At 67.5% G+C, this 15,435-nt stretch carries 13 protein-coding genes; 7 read left to right on the forward strand and 6 right to left on the reverse strand.

Going from position 1 to position 15,435, the window contains the following annotated elements; genetic code table 11:
- Positions 1 to 58 precede the first annotated feature (58 nt).
- On the forward strand, positions 59 to 985 hold the full coding sequence (locus QLQ12_RS36030) for a hypothetical protein (protein ID WP_282765268.1): 927 nt from the start codon (positions 59 to 61) through the stop codon (positions 983 to 985).
- A 26-nt stretch (positions 986 to 1,011) separates the two neighbouring features.
- Positions 1,012 to 2,121 carry a cation:proton antiporter gene (locus tag QLQ12_RS36035; RefSeq protein ID WP_282765269.1) on the forward strand — a complete coding sequence of 370 codons (1,110 nt, stop codon included), beginning with the start codon at positions 1,012 to 1,014 and terminating at the stop codon, positions 2,119 to 2,121.
- Here the strand turns inward: QLQ12_RS36035 and QLQ12_RS36040 are convergent.
- The 5 genes from QLQ12_RS36040 to QLQ12_RS36060 form a co-directional block, all read right to left on the reverse strand.
- Complete coding sequence (locus QLQ12_RS36040) at positions 2,092 to 4,314, reverse strand: hypothetical protein (protein WP_282765270.1); 2,223 nt, start codon at positions 4,312 to 4,314, stop codon at positions 2,092 to 2,094. The two genes, QLQ12_RS36035 and QLQ12_RS36040, sit on opposite strands and share 30 nt — an antisense overlap.
- Positions 4,314 to 5,237 carry a hypothetical protein gene (locus tag QLQ12_RS36045; protein ID WP_282765271.1) on the reverse strand — a complete coding sequence of 308 codons (924 nt, stop codon included), beginning with the start codon at positions 5,235 to 5,237 and terminating at the stop codon, positions 4,314 to 4,316. The genes QLQ12_RS36040 and QLQ12_RS36045 overlap by 1 nt, the downstream gene beginning before the upstream one ends.
- On the reverse strand, positions 5,234 to 6,067 hold the full coding sequence (locus QLQ12_RS36050; RefSeq protein WP_282765272.1) for a hypothetical protein: 834 nt from the start codon (positions 6,065 to 6,067) through the stop codon (positions 5,234 to 5,236). The genes QLQ12_RS36045 and QLQ12_RS36050 overlap by 4 nt, the downstream gene beginning before the upstream one ends.
- 468 nt (positions 6,068 to 6,535) lie before the next feature.
- The gene (locus QLQ12_RS36055) at positions 6,536 to 6,784 is read right to left on the reverse strand and encodes a hypothetical protein (RefSeq protein WP_282765273.1); all 249 of its coding nucleotides are present in this window, start codon (positions 6,782 to 6,784) and stop codon (positions 6,536 to 6,538) included.
- Positions 6,785 to 6,829: 45 nt separating this feature from the next.
- Entirely contained in the window at positions 6,830 to 7,480 is a 651-nt protein-coding gene (locus QLQ12_RS36060; RefSeq protein WP_282765274.1) for a cutinase family protein, read from the reverse strand.
- A 596-nt stretch (positions 7,481 to 8,076) separates the two neighbouring features.
- Here QLQ12_RS36060 and QLQ12_RS36065 point away from each other — a divergent pair.
- Entirely contained in the window at positions 8,077 to 8,484 is a 408-nt protein-coding gene (locus QLQ12_RS36065; RefSeq protein WP_282765275.1) for a hypothetical protein, read from the forward strand.
- A gap of 188 nt (positions 8,485 to 8,672) precedes the next feature.
- On the opposite strand, the gene QLQ12_RS36070 is transcribed toward QLQ12_RS36065, so the two are convergent.
- The gene (locus QLQ12_RS36070; RefSeq protein WP_282765276.1) at positions 8,673 to 9,512 is read right to left on the reverse strand and encodes a hypothetical protein; all 840 of its coding nucleotides are present in this window, start codon (positions 9,510 to 9,512) and stop codon (positions 8,673 to 8,675) included.
- 603 nt (positions 9,513 to 10,115) lie between these two features.
- Between QLQ12_RS36070 and QLQ12_RS36075 the strand changes: the two genes are divergently transcribed.
- From QLQ12_RS36075 to QLQ12_RS36090, 4 genes are all read left to right on the forward strand, one after another.
- Entirely contained in the window at positions 10,116 to 11,408 is a 1,293-nt protein-coding gene (locus tag QLQ12_RS36075; protein ID WP_282765277.1) for a NucA/NucB deoxyribonuclease domain-containing protein, read from the forward strand.
- Positions 11,409 to 11,894: 486 nt separating this feature from the next.
- The gene (locus tag QLQ12_RS36080; protein ID WP_282765278.1) at positions 11,895 to 13,529 is read left to right on the forward strand and encodes an ABC transporter substrate-binding protein; all 1,635 of its coding nucleotides are present in this window, start codon (positions 11,895 to 11,897) and stop codon (positions 13,527 to 13,529) included.
- Positions 13,526 to 14,446: an ABC transporter permease gene (locus QLQ12_RS36085; RefSeq protein ID WP_282765279.1), complete on the forward strand. Its 921-nt coding sequence runs from the start codon at positions 13,526 to 13,528 to the stop codon at positions 14,444 to 14,446. Before QLQ12_RS36080 ends, QLQ12_RS36085 begins: the two co-directional genes overlap by 4 nt.
- Positions 14,447 to 14,531: 85 nt before the next feature.
- On the forward strand, positions 14,532 to 15,380 hold the full coding sequence (locus tag QLQ12_RS36090) for an ABC transporter permease (RefSeq protein ID WP_282765280.1): 849 nt from the start codon (positions 14,532 to 14,534) through the stop codon (positions 15,378 to 15,380).
- Positions 15,381 to 15,435 lie beyond the last annotated feature (55 nt).

The following is a 15,435-nucleotide window of genomic DNA, read 5'->3' on the forward strand; positions in this document are numbered from 1 at the left end:
CCAGCATGGAGACGGATGCGCCGGCGCACGACGCGTATCGGCCGAGGGGGTGGCCCACATGACAGACGCCGCACAGCCTTACACGGCCGAGAGCCCGTTCTTCGGCCCCGAGCTGGAGGACGTCCGCACCCGCTTCGATGAGGCCATGCGGGCGGTCCCGGAGTTGTGCCACCTCAGCCACTACACCCAAGCCGATTGGGACTTCACGCTCGGCACCGTCCCCGATGACGGCTATCAGACCATGGCCTCGACGCTCATCGCGGCGCTCACCCGCCTCGGCCGCACTCTCGCGGAGGCCGGTACGGGCGCCCTGCTGCGCTGCGTGGCGCACTCCGATGGGGGAGCGGTCTTCTGCAACACCTTCCAGCAGGGTGAGCATGTGGTCGGTGTGGCGCTCGACCCGGACAGCCGGCATTCGCTGCGAGACGTGCCCACGCTGCGTGCCGACATGGCGATCGCGGAATTGGTCACCGAGGTGCGCCGCAGCGTGGGCCAGCAGGGCCAGAACCCGGGCGGATTCAACATCGTCAAGGCGCCGACGGACCCGCTCGCCTGGGAGCCGCCGGCGGACGCCGATGGCGATCTGCGCAGCCGCGTCGCTGCGGTGCTCGATCCGGGCGACCTTCAGTTCGTCACGCTGATCCAGGACGGTGAGGCTGTTCTGGAGACGGACGTGTTCGGGGAACGGGCGGCCGCCCGGTTCTTCCGCGCCGGATACACACCGGCCCGGCGACGCGACTTCTACCGATGGCTCGCGCCGCTCCTCGATTCGCATGCGCGGGAGATCGGCCGCATCGTCTACCCGGCGATCGGGCGTGGTCTGCGCCGGTTGACACTCGACGTGCAGCGGGGTGCGATCTACTATCGCAAGATTGATGACTGCCTATATCTGGTGGGTGTGACTCTCAACCAGGAGGGGGTGATTGTGGCGGATCTCAAGAGCGAGTGGCTGAGCCGTCCGCCTGACTCATGGGCCGGCCGGTGACCCCGGCAGGTGAGATGCTCCCGCACGTGACGTTCCGGCGCCGCCTTCAGCGCACGATCGGCGCGACCGCGTCAGCCGGTTTCACTCGCCTGCTGGCCTTCGTCGCGGTGGTGACCGCCGTCGCCCTGCTGGCATGGTGGACCGGGCTCACCGGCGTTCTCGGCACCCCGCTCTACAACGGCGTCGCCGTCGTGCTGCTGGCCATCGGGTTGTTCGCCAGCACATCAGGGATCAACCTGGACGCCGCACGGCGCGACGCCCCCATCGTGCTGCTCGCCGTAACGGTCGGTGTGCTGCTCAAAACCGCGATCATCGCCGGTGTCATGTACGCGGTCTTCCGGCGCCCCGAGTCCGTGGTTCTCGGCGTCGCCGTGGCGCAGATCGATCCACTGTCAGTCGCGGCGTTGCGCCGCGAACCTCGGCTCTCCCCACGCGCTCAGGACATTCTGGCGGCCTGGTCCTCTTTCGACGATCCGATCACCGCGTTGATGACCGTCTATTTGGCTGCCTGGCTCGGCACCGGGCCGAGCGTCTTCGGTACGGGATCCGCCCTGCCGCAGCTGGCGCTGAACCTGGGACTCGCGGGGCTGGCTTACGGCTTGTGGAAGCTGACCGGCGGGCGCACCCAGGGCAAGGCGCCGCCATGGAGGATCCCGGCGCAACGCCTGCTGACGATCGCGGTGGCCGTTGCGGCAGTGTCGCAATTCCTCATGCTGGCCCTGGCTACGGCCGGGCTTTTTCTACGGCCCCGCATCGATTGGCTCCTGGAGAAGGCGACCGCCATCGCCTTCTGGCTCGCGGCATGTGCCATCGGGATCGGACTCGGCGCCGGAGCGCACATCGTCGAGGGCGTCGTGCTGGGCCTCGCCGCATACTGCTCGCAGATCCTGGTCAGTATCGTGATCACTCGTCGTCTCCCACGCGACGACCGCGTCGGGCTGGCACTCGGCCAGCAGAACGGCATCACGGCGATCCTGCTGGCTCTGCTGCTCGAACCGCAGTTCCCCGGCACCATCGCGGTGGTCGGACCCGCGGTCGTCGTGGTCAATCTGCTGCATGTCATCGCGAACGCGGTCTGGAACACCGTGCGCCGGCCGGGCCCTGGCTCACCCGCGCGGCTCGAACTGGCTTCTTAGCTTCCGGCGAACCCGGCTGCCGAGCGCCCCCATCGCATCCGAAACGGTCGGAGGCTGACGCTCCACCGGTCCGGTGAAGTCGCGTAGGGCTTCCACCGACAGGACCGGCAACTGCTCGTACAGCAGCGCGAAGGTCTCGCAGTGCCCGTCGAGCGACTCCCACTGCTCGGACGTCGGCTCGCGATTGAGTGCCTCGGCATACCATTGGCCGACCGCCTCCCTGAAGGCCGACAGCATCGTTCGCAGCAGCCACCCGGTCCCGGCGGCCCGCTGGATCACTGTCTGCCCGAGTTGGTTCGCGGTGGAGGGAAACTGTGAGGCGTCGGTGCCGAGGCCGAAGGCGCGACGGATCACCGACTCGGTGTCGACGGTCAGATGCAATGCTTCGTCAGCCCGTGTGAAGAGGGCCTCCACCTCCGCCGGCAGCACCGCGGTGACGTCGGGAAGGCGGGCCGGGGCGGTCGCCGCGAGATCGGCCAACACTTGACTGACCGTGGCCCATTGACGGTCCGACTGGGCGCGCAGGCCTTCCAGGCGGTTCGCGGTCTGCCCCAGCAGGCGGTACATGTTCGCCTGCTGCCGGGCGATGCGGGAATGCGAGACCGTATCCTCGGCGCCGATTCGTCCCAGCGGTCCCAACCGGTCCACTGCCGCCTTGAACGCGATCTGGAAGTCGTCGCCGAACGAGGTCCGGTCATAGGCCAAGGGATTACGGCCGAATGCCTGAGCCAGCTCGGGCACCCAGCGCGGAGGAAGGACGCCGCTCACGACCAGTATCACTTCCGTCGGCCCCGGCTCCGCACTGATCGTCGCCGCCGCGTCGCGCAGACGCCTGGCATCCTCGTCTCCGAGAATGGAGTCGGCGATGAGTACCGCGCAGTGCGCCCCCTCATCTCCGATCGATATCCAGTAGTCGACCAGAACACTTGGCTGCCCCACGCGCAGCCCCACCTCGTACGGCCACCCCGACGCGCTGACCGTGCTCGCGACCTCCCGGTTCACCGACCGCAGCACATCGAAGTTGAAATGCTCACGCACGGCTTCGCGCACCATGGCGGGAGTCACGTCCACGCCCCGCGCCGCCTGCACCAGCTTGTATCCCAGCATGACGACAGCCCGGGGGTTGCCGCCGACCAGCTCAGCCAGGTAGGCGGCTGTTGCGGGAGTGAACGGCGCGAGCGCGTCCGGCTCGCTGAGCCCGGGCCGCGCGGTCTTGAAGAAGGTGGCCACGTCATCGCCGGTGAACGGCTTCATGACGATCGGCTGCCCGATGCGCCCGCGGACCGCCGGCGTCAGTGACGAGATCGCCTCGGGTACTCCCGCCAGCATGAGGAAACCGCCGGCCTGCACGAACACCTCGAGCAACTGCTGGAAAGCGCTGAGCACCGCGGTGTCCGGCCGGTCCCGGCGCCGCAGAATCTGCTCGAGTTCATCGACCACCAGCAGGAACTTGAACCCGGCATGGCTGTAGAGCAGCGTGAAGACGCCCATGGCCTCCAAAGCACGCGTCTCCGTGTCGAGGGTCTGCTGGATACCGCGCTCGCGCAGCAGCGGGTCGGGGGTGTGGCCGCGCAGCCATTCCCGGACGGACGGTTCGAAGGCAGGCCGTAACAGCAGTGCGAAGGCGACCCCGAACTCCGGATTGTCGGTGACCGCTTCAAGCCGCTGCTGCAGCTCTCGGTGATAGCGACTCTCCCTGAGGCCGTACCGTTCGACCACGTCGACAGGGTCCAGATTGCCGCTGTCCAGCTCGGTCGCCAGCCTCGCGGTCAGCTCGGATTCGCGCAGCGAGTCGGCCACGATACGGGCATAGATGCGGCGTACCAGATTCGGAATCTCGCGCGGCGACTGCACGAGCAGTTCCTCGGCGAAGTCCTGGTAGAGCTCGACGAAAGTCTGGTCGCGGGCTACCAGGTACATGGTGCGAATCTGTAAGTCGGGTTGGCGTTTCACCAGGCTCAGCACATGCCGGGCCAGATATGTCTTGCCCATGCCGTGATCGCCGATCACCGCCAGGACATGTCCCTGTCCCGGCCCGGGCAACGTGAGATACTCGCCGACTGTGGTGCTCGCATCCTGAATCGCCTTGGTAGGGATCGTCACGCCCTCCGGGTCGTAATGCGACCCGAGAGCCACACTCATGAAAGGGTTGGCGGCGGCGATGCCCTCCGGCAGGTGCCCGATGTCGCTCATCAGCCATCATTCCTTCCGATGAGTCTGTCGGCGTCCCGCATGAAGTACTCCAGGAGATCCTGCCAGTGGATGTCTCCGCCGCGGTCCGTCCTGCACCGCTCCTCGAAGAAGTAGAACAGCAGTTTCTGCAGCTCCCGAATAGTCCATCCGCGAGTGGTGTCCACCCGCCGCGCGACGTCGTCGTGAAGCTGCGGTCCGTCGGCAGGATGATTCGCCCTCTCCATACGGTGTCGAACGAAGGCGGCGGTGTGACCGAGGCCGAGCAGTTTCACCTCCAGCGCAACGGTGGGTAACTGCTCGGCGCCACGGGACTGCTCGCTGATGGCCGCCGCGTCGTGCTCCCCGCGCAGTTCGGCGAAGAAGAGCAGACGAGCGTGGGTCTTGTTGGCCCAAGCGGTGATCTCGGTCGGTAACTCGGTCCGTGGCAGCCGCACCACGACGACCGTCTCCTCGCCGCTGAGGTACAGACCGAGATCGGCGAACACCGCGGCCGGGTCCTTGATCAATTCCTCGTATTCAGTCTGGGTGATGTCAAGGTATTGCTTGCGGTAGAGGTAGCGGATGAGGAACTTGGAGATCTGTTCGATGCGCTGCACATGGTTCTCGGTGTCACGGCCCTGATCACGAACGTCCACCACGAGGGGCTCTAATCCAGCGTTCTTGAGCAGCGTGCAGGCATGCCAGGCGCAACGATTGATCAACGCCGACTTGCCACATCCGGACTCGCCCATCGCCACGATCAACTGGCCTCTCCCCGTCAACTCCCGCGGTGCCCGGAAAGCCCGCTCGAATTGTTGAAAGGCTTCTTCAGTGTGGTCGACGTCGACGTACAACTTCAAGACTTCACTGGCGTCACCCGCGAAGGGGTCGAGGGCGGCGAAGGGGTCGGACCGGCCGGGTAAGGCGAACGGATTGGGGATCATCGACCACTCTTCCGATTCGATGCCACCTGTGCCCCGACCTGTGGTGGTTGGCTCTGCCGGGTGAACTCGTGCACCGCCGCCACCCGGTCGGCCTCACTGGTGACATCGATCACCGTGGCGCGTGCCGCTGTGGCATCGGTGTCCGTGATTTGTCCGCCCTTAGTGGCCAGATCCGCCCCGCTCGCCTGCACCGCACGAGCACGCAACACCTCCGGCGCCTCCCAGCCGGGCCTGGCCGCCATGATTTCGGCCAGGACCGAAGCCAGCCCGATCCACCGCTGTTGGACCGCGTCGCGCAGGCCCCTGTCGGGCGGCCCGGAGGCGCGTCTCGCCCGCAGGTAGGACTCGGCGGCCTGGTCCAGGTCCCGAGCGGCGGCCCTGAGCCGCTCTGCCTGCTGTCGGCGCTGGGTGATCACATCCTTGCGGGCACTGGAGAACCAGGCCAACGCGGAACCGACTGCCGCGGTGATGAGCGCCGTGAGCACACCGAAGACGAAGGTGGTGGTCGGTGCGGCGGAGGCGCCCGCGCGAGGCGCGACTGAGCGGCAGACCCGCGCGAAGTCGGCGTCGGGATCCGCACGCCAGGCCCGGAGAGTCACGTCGGCGCCGTCGATGGTGATCCGTGTCGGGTCACCGGCCACAGCCACGCCGACGTCCAGACTCTCAGCCGCCTCCACCAACTCGGCACGGTGCGCTGCCGACAGGCAGTAGACGGCTTGTGCCTCCGCTTCCGCGGAGCCCTGTCCGCCCACGCGGCCGGCCAGGAAGCCTGCCGCGAACATCACGGACGCAGCCCCCACGATCACCGCGATGCGCGCCCAGGTTCTCACGACCAGTCACTGTAACGATGCAGAATGATCAATTGGTGACCGGTTCGGGATCTGTGGATTTCTCGGGCCCCGGACGCCGCTTCTGATCTCGATTGGCGCGTTTTGCCGATTTCTGATCACCAGGAAACCCGCACTCCGAGGCCAGCTTGACGCTGGGAACATTGCCGCCATCACCCGCGCCGGGCGCCCCACGCGGTAACCGGATGCCGAGGCAGCCGCGGCCGCATGAACATTTAGGCATTCTTCGAATCGCGCTGAGCCTTTCTCGGTGTGGACCGGCGATCTTTGGTCTTCAGGCTCTTCACGGTTGAGGCGGGCTCTGGCATCCGCCCTTCGTCACGGGCCGCCCACGGACCGGCCGACAGCGAAGAAGTGCCTTCTGATCGGCGAATGCAGGCTCGCTGAGGGTCTGATATACGGTCGCGGAAGGCATGTGCCGGGTGAAGGCCGGCGCAACACGTCCAAAGATCACCAGGACCGGCGGCGGGCGCCGCGCAGGGTTGTGCCGTCGACGGCGATCACCGTGCGGCATCTCCTCGGCCGCGCCGCCACGACCCGATAACAGGCGAGTCCGTCGCCAAGCCCGCCGGCTTTCTCCGGCCGTATTTGCGCGTGGTCGTTCCACTCGGTGGCTTTGGCGGCATTGCCGCCCAACTCCACGATGTCATCGTCGGACAGCGGCTCGTCGAGTTCGTAGTAGCGGGAGGCGTGCACCATCGACCCTCCGCTGAGCTGGCAGGAAGTCGCCGCAGAGCGATGCCCTCAAGATCCGCCCAACGCCCGCTCGGCGAGAAAGGAGCCGCCACTGCCGGCGGCGTGTTCGGCGTAGCACAGGTGCGGGCCTACGCCACTCGTTCCGCAGGAAGACATGTGCCGCAGCGCCTGATGTACCTGATCGAGGGCGTTGGAATGGAATCCGGCACCACATACCGGATCCTTGGCATAGCAGACGCTGCGAACAAGATCCGGAGACCAGGGGTACGCCTCTTCGTCATCGAAAAGCAGATCGAAGCGATCCACGATCCTGATCAGGATGTCTCTCAGCATACGCGCCAAACCCTTGTCGCCCTGGGACCGGTCGAACCAGAGCGGGTCACCGTAGAGTGCGACTCCCGAAATCGCCGAGGTAGCCGAACTGTTCGTGGATGCCAGGTAGATGTCAATCGCCATTGCGCCGAAGGAATAGCCGGCCAAGACGACTTTCGCCGAGCCGCATTCTTTTTGGATGGTCTCGATGATCCCCGAGAGACTGTCCACCGCGTCGAAGAAGGCATCAGTGGCGGCCCCGATCACGATCTCGTTCCCGGAGTATGACACGAGCTGCTCGAGGGAGACATTCGGGTAATTCACCCATCGATAGCTCGTCTCGTGCGAGTGGCCGTGCTCGGCGGCCCATCGATTGTATGCCGTCATGGTCGCGGCGATCGTCGACGAATATTAGGGTCCCTCGTTGATGCCGTGCGCCCCGACGAAGTAGACCTTGTCGCATGATTCGGTGATCTCTGCGTTCGCGGGATCGGTCGAAGGTAGCACCAGGAGCGCCGCACAAGCCGATGCGATGACTGCCCGGCTCTTCCGTCCCCGCGCCTTTTCCGGACTTCGCATCACATCTCCATCAAGAGTTTCATTCGAAATACGCAACATCTGATGGTAAATCTCGCCAGGTGTGGGAGGCGGTGGAACGAGCCGAGAGGTGGTCTCGGCGGCCCTCGGATGGATAGCGATATTAGAGGGGGTGGAGTGCGGCCGCGACGACGTCGCCGATTCTTGTCGGGCTGATGGTGCTGTGCCGTGACGTCCTCCAGCAGCCGGTCGGCATGCTGGTCGTGGCGTCGCCGACCATGGCGGCTCCTTCGGCGGCGAGGGCCGCTATCTGTCGCGAGGGACAGATCGGCCAAGGTCACGGACAGTTGGACGTTGTTCAGCGGAAGCTCGGGTGGACACGATCCCCGTATCCCTTTGCCGCTGCCATCGGCGGCATATCTCCGCATGGAAGAGGAGGAGACCGCATGTCTCGCATCCGCCTAATCGTCGGCAGGCTCGCCCTCGTGGCAACTGTCGCGCTGGCGGCGCTGGCCGTCGCCGGGCCCGTCCAGGCTGCGCCGCGCAACTGGATCTACAACGATCCGTCCCTGCGCTCGGTCAGCATCGGCGTCAGCGTCGCCGCGGACGGCTACCACGACCAGCTGCTGGCTCCCGGCAAGAACACCAGCCAGGCGCCGCTGTACTGGGACGCTGCCCGCGGGTTCTTCATCGGTGATGGGTTCTGCGCCCAGATCTGGAAGCGCAGCGGTACGACCGGCTCCTGGACACGGCACGGACCGGACGCCCAAGGACCGTCGTTCGAATACCTCACTGAATCCAGGTACTGGAAGATCGTTCCCTATCGCGCGAGGACCAGCGGTTCCTGCGTCTGACCGGTGACCGGACACGGGGCACCCCGCACCTTCCCGGTGCGGGGTGCCCCGTGCATGTCCTTGGGAGCGGGAGTCGTGGGGCCGACCGGAGTGCGCCCGAAACCGGCCAGAGGCGGCAATGAATCCCACTGGCCCGGCTCAAGACGGCGTTCGCTACGAGCATGGTTTGGCCTGAACCGCTCGCGGATTCAGCGCCCGTTCGAGATCTCCGCGGTGCAGTTCTCCCGGCGTGGGTCGTCCCGCCACAGACATACCTGCACCGTCACCGGTTTCTCGCCGATGGTGGTGGCGATCGCCGGCGTGTGCGCGTAGCCCCGTTCGTTCTGCGCCAGCACCGTCTCGCAGCTGCGCCATGGCCCCTCCGGCGTGCTCCAGCGGACCCGGGCACCACCCGAGCGCGGATCGTGGTCGTCGGAACCGGCCCGTCCCCAGTAGTAGGTGCGGTCCTGGTGCCGCGCGTACCGCGCCGAGCCGTTCATCTGGTCGAAGTCGAGGGTGGGGCTGAGCCGGGTCGCCTCGTCATCGTCGAACAGTTGCGGGGTGTTCTCGATGATGTCAATGCCGGTGGCGCCGAGACCGCACTCGGCGTCCGCGGCCGGCTGTTCCGCCTGCTGAGGCTCCCGGTCGCGCAGGATCAACGTGGTTCCTGCGGCGGCGATCACCAAGGCGCCGAGGCCACCGACGATGCCGGCCATGCGTGCGCGGCGCCGGCTGGGCCGCCGGGTGGTGAAATACGCGTCAAGAATCACCGGCTCCGCAGCCGGTCGAGCCCTTTCGGCGGACGGTGGTTGGTCGGCGGAGTGGTCCTGCGAGGGGAAGCGGGGTACCGGCACGGCCCGAGGTGCGCGGTCGTCCGCCTGCCGCGCGGCGTCAATCAACGCCGAAACATGGGCACTGGCCACCGCGAGTCGGTCCGCCTCGGCCTCATCGAAGGGCACGCCGGCGATGAGGTGTGCGGCCCGCGCGGTCGCGACCACGAGCACCGGGTCAGTGATCGGGCGTAACTCCCCGGCGAGTACCGCTGCCACGTCATCCTTGTCAACTGACATGCCGGGGGCCAGCCGGCTAGTCCGGATCACCTCCGCGAGGTGACGCAGCGAGGCGGGCCGTCGGCTGCGGCGGGGCGGCGGTAAGCCGGGCGGTGCGGTGTACACGCCGTCCCGCGCGGCTTGAGCCACGGCGGCGTTGAGTCGTGAAGCCAGCAGTTGTGCCGCGTCATGGACGCGGCTCCACCACGGCGACAAAGGTTCCTCCACCGACTCCCCATTCCGATGTCCGACCGTCTGAGACATCGAAGAATCATAATGCCAAACCCGCCCCGGGCGCCTCTCGCCTTACCCCCGCGACGATCTGATGGTCATGGTGCGGCCGGTGGCACGAGCCGGTCACCTGCAGCCTCATCCCGTACGACCATGGCGGCCCGCGGGCGGCGTCGCGGCGAGGCGAGGGGCCGGGAGACCGACATCTGTCTCTGGGGGACAGATCTGCCGAGGTCGCGGACAGTTAGGCGTTGTCCGGCGGAAGCCGAGATGTGGACGATCCCCACATCTCTTTGCCGCTGCCATCGGCGGCATTTCCGCACGGAGAAGGAGGAACCCTTGAAGATGTCAATGCGTGCCCCGGGAGCCATCGTGCTCTGTCTGGTGGCCGTCATGGCGGCCGGTCCGCCGGCCGTCGCGGCACCGCCGGACACCAAACGCGTGGTTCTGACCCATCACGACGGCTCACCGGGATCAGCCGACAAACGGCTCACGAAGCCCCACCCCTACGTGGAGGCTCACCAGAAACGCAGAACTCCGCGTGGCCTGGAGGCGGCGCAGCGTCTCTCGTCCACCGCCAAGCAATCTTACGCAAGTGGCGGTGCCCAGCAAGCGCGTGCGGCAGCCGAGGAGTTCGGGCTCGACCAGTGCCGCAACCAGTACTACGACCACACCGACGGTGTCGAGGATTCCTGGTGGATCAAGAACCACTTCGTGGCCTGCGCGATCGACGAATGGTCGGTGGACACGCTCCGGAAAGTCGACGGCCAGTGGGTGACTGTCGGCCAGATATTCTTCCGTGTCACGGGCGTCGTCGAAGGGTCCAAGGGAACACGTCAACTGGTCCACCGCTACGAGTTCGATGACTGGGACGAGTGGGGGGCAGCGGACTGGTCGGCCATGTTGGACTTCGACGCCGACTGCGCCTTCGTGACCGGAGCGCGCTGCCCGGAAGTGAACCAACAGAGCCGCCGTGACACCGCCTTGAACTTTCGCCGGACCGGCAAGACCGACTTCATCGTCGACCTCAACAACAACACCGTTGGCGCCGGGCCCGACAAGCTGATCTACTACGAGATCACGCCGGAACTGTTCCTGACGGCGTACCCGACCGCGCCTGAGGTTGTTCTTTCGACCCTCGACGTCCGCTGCGACTGGGCGACCTACGAGGACAACGGCGGCTGTATCTTCAATAATGTCCGGGCCCACTGGGAAGGCCTGAGCCTGAGCAATCCCGACGTCGATGAGGTCGCCAGGCACCTCCATGACGCCTTCACCGATATCGCCCGGACCAAGCCTGGGGTACCCGGCACCTATGTGCCGGGCAACTTCAACAGCAACGACTCCGCTCAGCGGGGCGCGGCACTGACTCGCGCGACTGATCCGGCCTTCAAGAAGAAGAACTACGACGCCTCCGTCAGGGCATGCAAGGCTGCCTATGGCTCGGGCTATTCCGAAGGGCGCACGAAGGACTGCGACGAGTACCCGATGCAAAGCACCCACCAGGGAACCTCGACCGTCGACCTGGCGAACAATCCGAGGTCCTTCTCCGTCCGGGCGCTCGACAAGTACGACAATCGGCGCGCCGGCGGACGCCTCGGCGCCTGGTACAAAGACGACCACATCCTTGAGAAGGACCCTTTCTGGATCAATATCAAGCCGTAGCCGACGGCCACCGCGCGAACGGGTTCATCGTGCACTTTCGATGAGATCGCTGAGGGTGATGCTCCGATTCCTGCAGTAGTAGCTGTCGCGCGCTCGCGGAACACAGCTTGTCACCTGTTCTTACCTGGTGCTCCCAGAGGGTGACGCGCCCTTCTACCCGGCCCCTGGTTCGGCATCGATGCTGAACCAGGGTTAGCCGCGTCACCGCGTCGGCGATCGTGGCGACGGCCTGATCGTCGGCCCGGGGAATGTGTCGTGGTCGTTGCGGCGTCCGCATCCGCGGTGCAGATCGCCGCCGAAGTGCGGCGGTCTGGCCGTCCGGGTTCTGCTGTCCGCGGGTAGGGCCCGTCCGTCTGCCGCACCTACACCGAGGCCGTGACGGGCTGTGGTGGATGGGTGCCGGGATTCCCCGTCGAGACCAGTGTCATATCTCCTTGCCAATCTCCTATTTTAGCTATAGGAAAAGTGGTACAGGAGGCACTGCTGATGCGACATACCCGACCCGCAGCCGTAGTTCTGGCACTCACCCTGCTCCTCACCGCCTGCTCCTCCGGAGGGCAGCAACCGGCCGCAGTCGGCCGTCCGGTCAGTGGCGGATCGCTGACCTGGGCGGTCGAGATTGAGCCGATCACCTTCAACCCGCACCAGTACGCGCAGGCCAAGGCTCGCCTGCTGGTCTGGAACACGTTCGAGGCCCTGCTCGGCCACGACAGCCAGGGCGGTTTGGTTCCGTGGCTGTCCACCGGCCACCAGGTGTCGGCCGACGGAATGACCTACACCTTCGCGCTGCGTACGGACGTGACCTTCACCGACGGGACCAAATTCGACGCTGCGGCGGTCAAGGCGAACATCGACCAGTTCTTCGTCGAGGGCTACAACCCGGCCGTCCTGGCCGTGCAGTTGCGCAACCTGGACCGGGTGGAGGTGGTCGATCCGGCCACGGTCGCCTTCCACCTCCGGCAGCCGGACGTGCTGCTGCTGGACTTCCTCTCCTCGCCGCAGGGTGCGCAGGTGTCGCCCAAGTCGCTGAAGGAGGCGAAGAACCTCAAGGCCGGCGGCCCGGAACTGGCCGGTACCGGCCCGTTCATCCTGGACCGGTACACCGCCGGCCAGGAGGTCCACTTCACGAAGAACGCGGCCTACAACTGGGCGCCGGCCAACGCCGGGCACAGCGGAGCCGCCTATCTGGACGAGATCACCTACCGGTTCCTGAAGGAGTCGTCGGTGCGGGTCGGCGCGCTCACCTCCGGCCAGGTGCAGGTCATCGAGGGCGTGCCGGCCACCGACGAGCCGCTGATCACCGCGAACCCGCAGCTGTCGCTGTCGCTGTCGCGCGGACTGAACTCCGGGTCGGCTTACTCGTACTACTTCAACACCACGCACGCGCCGTTCGACGACATCCGGGTGCGGCGGGCGTTCCGCGAGGCCGTCGACGTGGACGCGGTGCTCACCGGCGTCTACCGGGGCAGCGCCACCCGGGCGTGGAGCGTGATCGGGCCGACCAGCCCGTTCTACGACAAGACCCTGGAGAAGACCTACGGCGGCGATGCCGCCGAGGCCAACAAGCTGCTCGACGAGGCGGGCTGGACGGCGCGGGACGCCGACGGTTTCCGGACCAAGGACGGCAAACGGCTGACGGTACGCCTGGTGCAGTCCGCGCCGTTCGTCCGCGACCGCCGCGACGTGCTGGCCCAGGCCGTGCAGGCCCAGGTCAAGCAGAGCGCCGGCATCGACCTGAACATCGCCGTCGTCGACCAGGGCACCGCCACCCAGGCGCTGGCCGACGGGCAGTACGAGGTGTTCGACAACTCCCGTGCCGACACCGACGCCGGGGCCGCCCTCAACCTGCTGCTGCACTCCGGAGGGGCGATCAACCGGACCGGCTTCACGGACCCGGCGCTGGACAAGCTGCTCGAGCAGGGTCGAGCCGGCACCGACCAGGCGCAGCGGCAGGCCGTGTACCAGCGGGTGCAGAAGCTGGCCATCACCGACCAGGCGCTGATCCTGCCGCTGTACGCCCCGGCCGACCAGATCGCCGCAAGTAGGGCCGTCGGCGGGCTGGGTTTCGAACCGACCGCCGGTGTGCCGGGCAGCGCCTACCACCTCTGGGTGAGCAAGTGACGAGGGCGATCGCCCGGCGGATCGCCTCCGGTGCCGTCGTGCTCTGGGCGGCCGCCACGGCTGCGTATCTCGCGCTGCTGGCCGCCCCCGGCGACATCGTCGACAGCCTGATCGGCGACGGCGCCGACACCCCGCAGGTCCGCGCCCAGATCATCGCGGAGTGGAACCTGGACCGGCCCGCCGTCGTGCAGTACCTGGACTACCTGTGGCGCGCCGCCCAGGGCGACCTGGGCCGTTCCTATCTGCTGCAGCGGCCGGTCGGCGAGGTGATCGGCGACCAGTTGCCGCCCACCCTGAGACTGGCCGTCGCGGCGGCCGCCTTCGGGGTGGTGCTGGCGCTGGTCCTGGCCGTCACCACCCGGCGCCGGTGGGTGCGCGGGGTCAGCTCCACCGCCGAGCTGATCATCGTGTCCACCCCGCCGTTCCTGATCGGGATCGTGCTGCTCAGCGTGTTCTCGTTCCGGTTCGGGATCTTTCCGGTCTCCGGTGACCAGAGCTGGGCGGCGCTGGTGCTGCCCGCCGTCACGCTGGGCCTACCGATCGCCGGGGTGCTGGCTCAGGTGCTGCGTGACGGCCTGGACCGGGCGCTGGACGAGCCGTTCGCGGTCACCGCCCGGGCCCGGGGCCTGACGGAACGGGCGGTCCTCGTCCGGCACGCGCTGCGCCACGCGCTCATCCCGGCCGTCACCGTGCTCGGCTGGCTCACCGGTGTGCTGCTCGGCGGTGCGGTGATCATCGAGCAGGTCTTCGGCCGTCCGGGGCTGGGCCAGGTCACCCTCCAGGCCGTCGGCAACGGCGACATGCCCGTCGTGCTGGCCGTCGTCGTGCTGGCGGCCGCCGTCTTCGTCGTCATCAACACGGCGGCCGATCTCGCCTATCTGCTCATCGATCCGCGGTTGCGAAGGACCACGTCATGACCGACTGCACCGAGCGGCAGCCACCCGCGGCCGACGGCGACGTCGCGGGCGAGGGCCGGGAGGGCATGACCAAGGAGGCACAGCCGTGACCCTAGCTCTGCCCAGGTCGGTGGCGCGCCGGCTCACCCGGCGACGGCCCCGGCCCGGCCTCGCCGCGGCCGGACTCGTTCTGTTCCTGGCGCTGGCCGCGGTGGCGTTGCCGTCGCTGTTCGCCGGCGACCCGCTCGCCGCCGACCCGCTGCGGGTGCTACAGGCGCCGTCGGCGGCGCACTGGTTCGGCACCGACCAGCTCGGCCGTGACGTCTTCGACCGGGTGGTGCACGGCGCCCGGCACTCGCTGAGCATCGGTGTGGCGGCCACCGTCATCGCGGTCGGCGCGGGCATCGTGCTCGGGCTGATCGCCGGGCTCGTGCGCGGGGTCGCCGACGAGGCCCTCAGCCGGGGTTTCGACGCGCTCGCGGCGTTCCCGCTGGTTCTGTTGGCGCTGCTGTTCATCGCGATCGCGGGTACCGGCACCACCAGCTTGATCGTGGCGATCGGGATCGCCACCACACCGCACCACGCCCGGGTGGTGCGGGCACAGACGCTGGTGGTGCGGCAGGCGCCGTACGTCACCCATGCCGTCGCGTTCGGGGTGTCCCGGCTGCGGCTGGTGCTGCGGCACGTGCTGCCCAATGTGCTCGGTCCGATCCCGGTCCTGGCGATGATCGGGCTCGGCGAGGCGGTGTTGATCGCGGCCGGCCTCAGCTTCCTCGGGCTCGGGCCGCAGCCGCCGTCGCCGGAGTGGGGCGCGATGCTCTCCGAGGGCCGGGGATACCTGCACATCGCCTGGTGGGCGTCGGTGCTGCCGGGGGCAGCCGTCACCGCCACCGTCATCTCTCTCACCGTGATCGGTCGGCTCCTGCAGAACCGGTTCGAAGGGCGCCCGGCGTGATCGAGGGCACCGCAGCGAAGCAAGGGCCGCGAGAGCACGCCAAGGAGGCTCAGTC

It is taken from the genome of Actinoplanes sandaracinus, assembly GCF_030009775.1.
In the GTDB taxonomy this organism is placed as follows: Bacteria; Actinomycetota; Actinomycetes; order Mycobacteriales; family Micromonosporaceae; genus Actinoplanes; species Actinoplanes sandaracinus.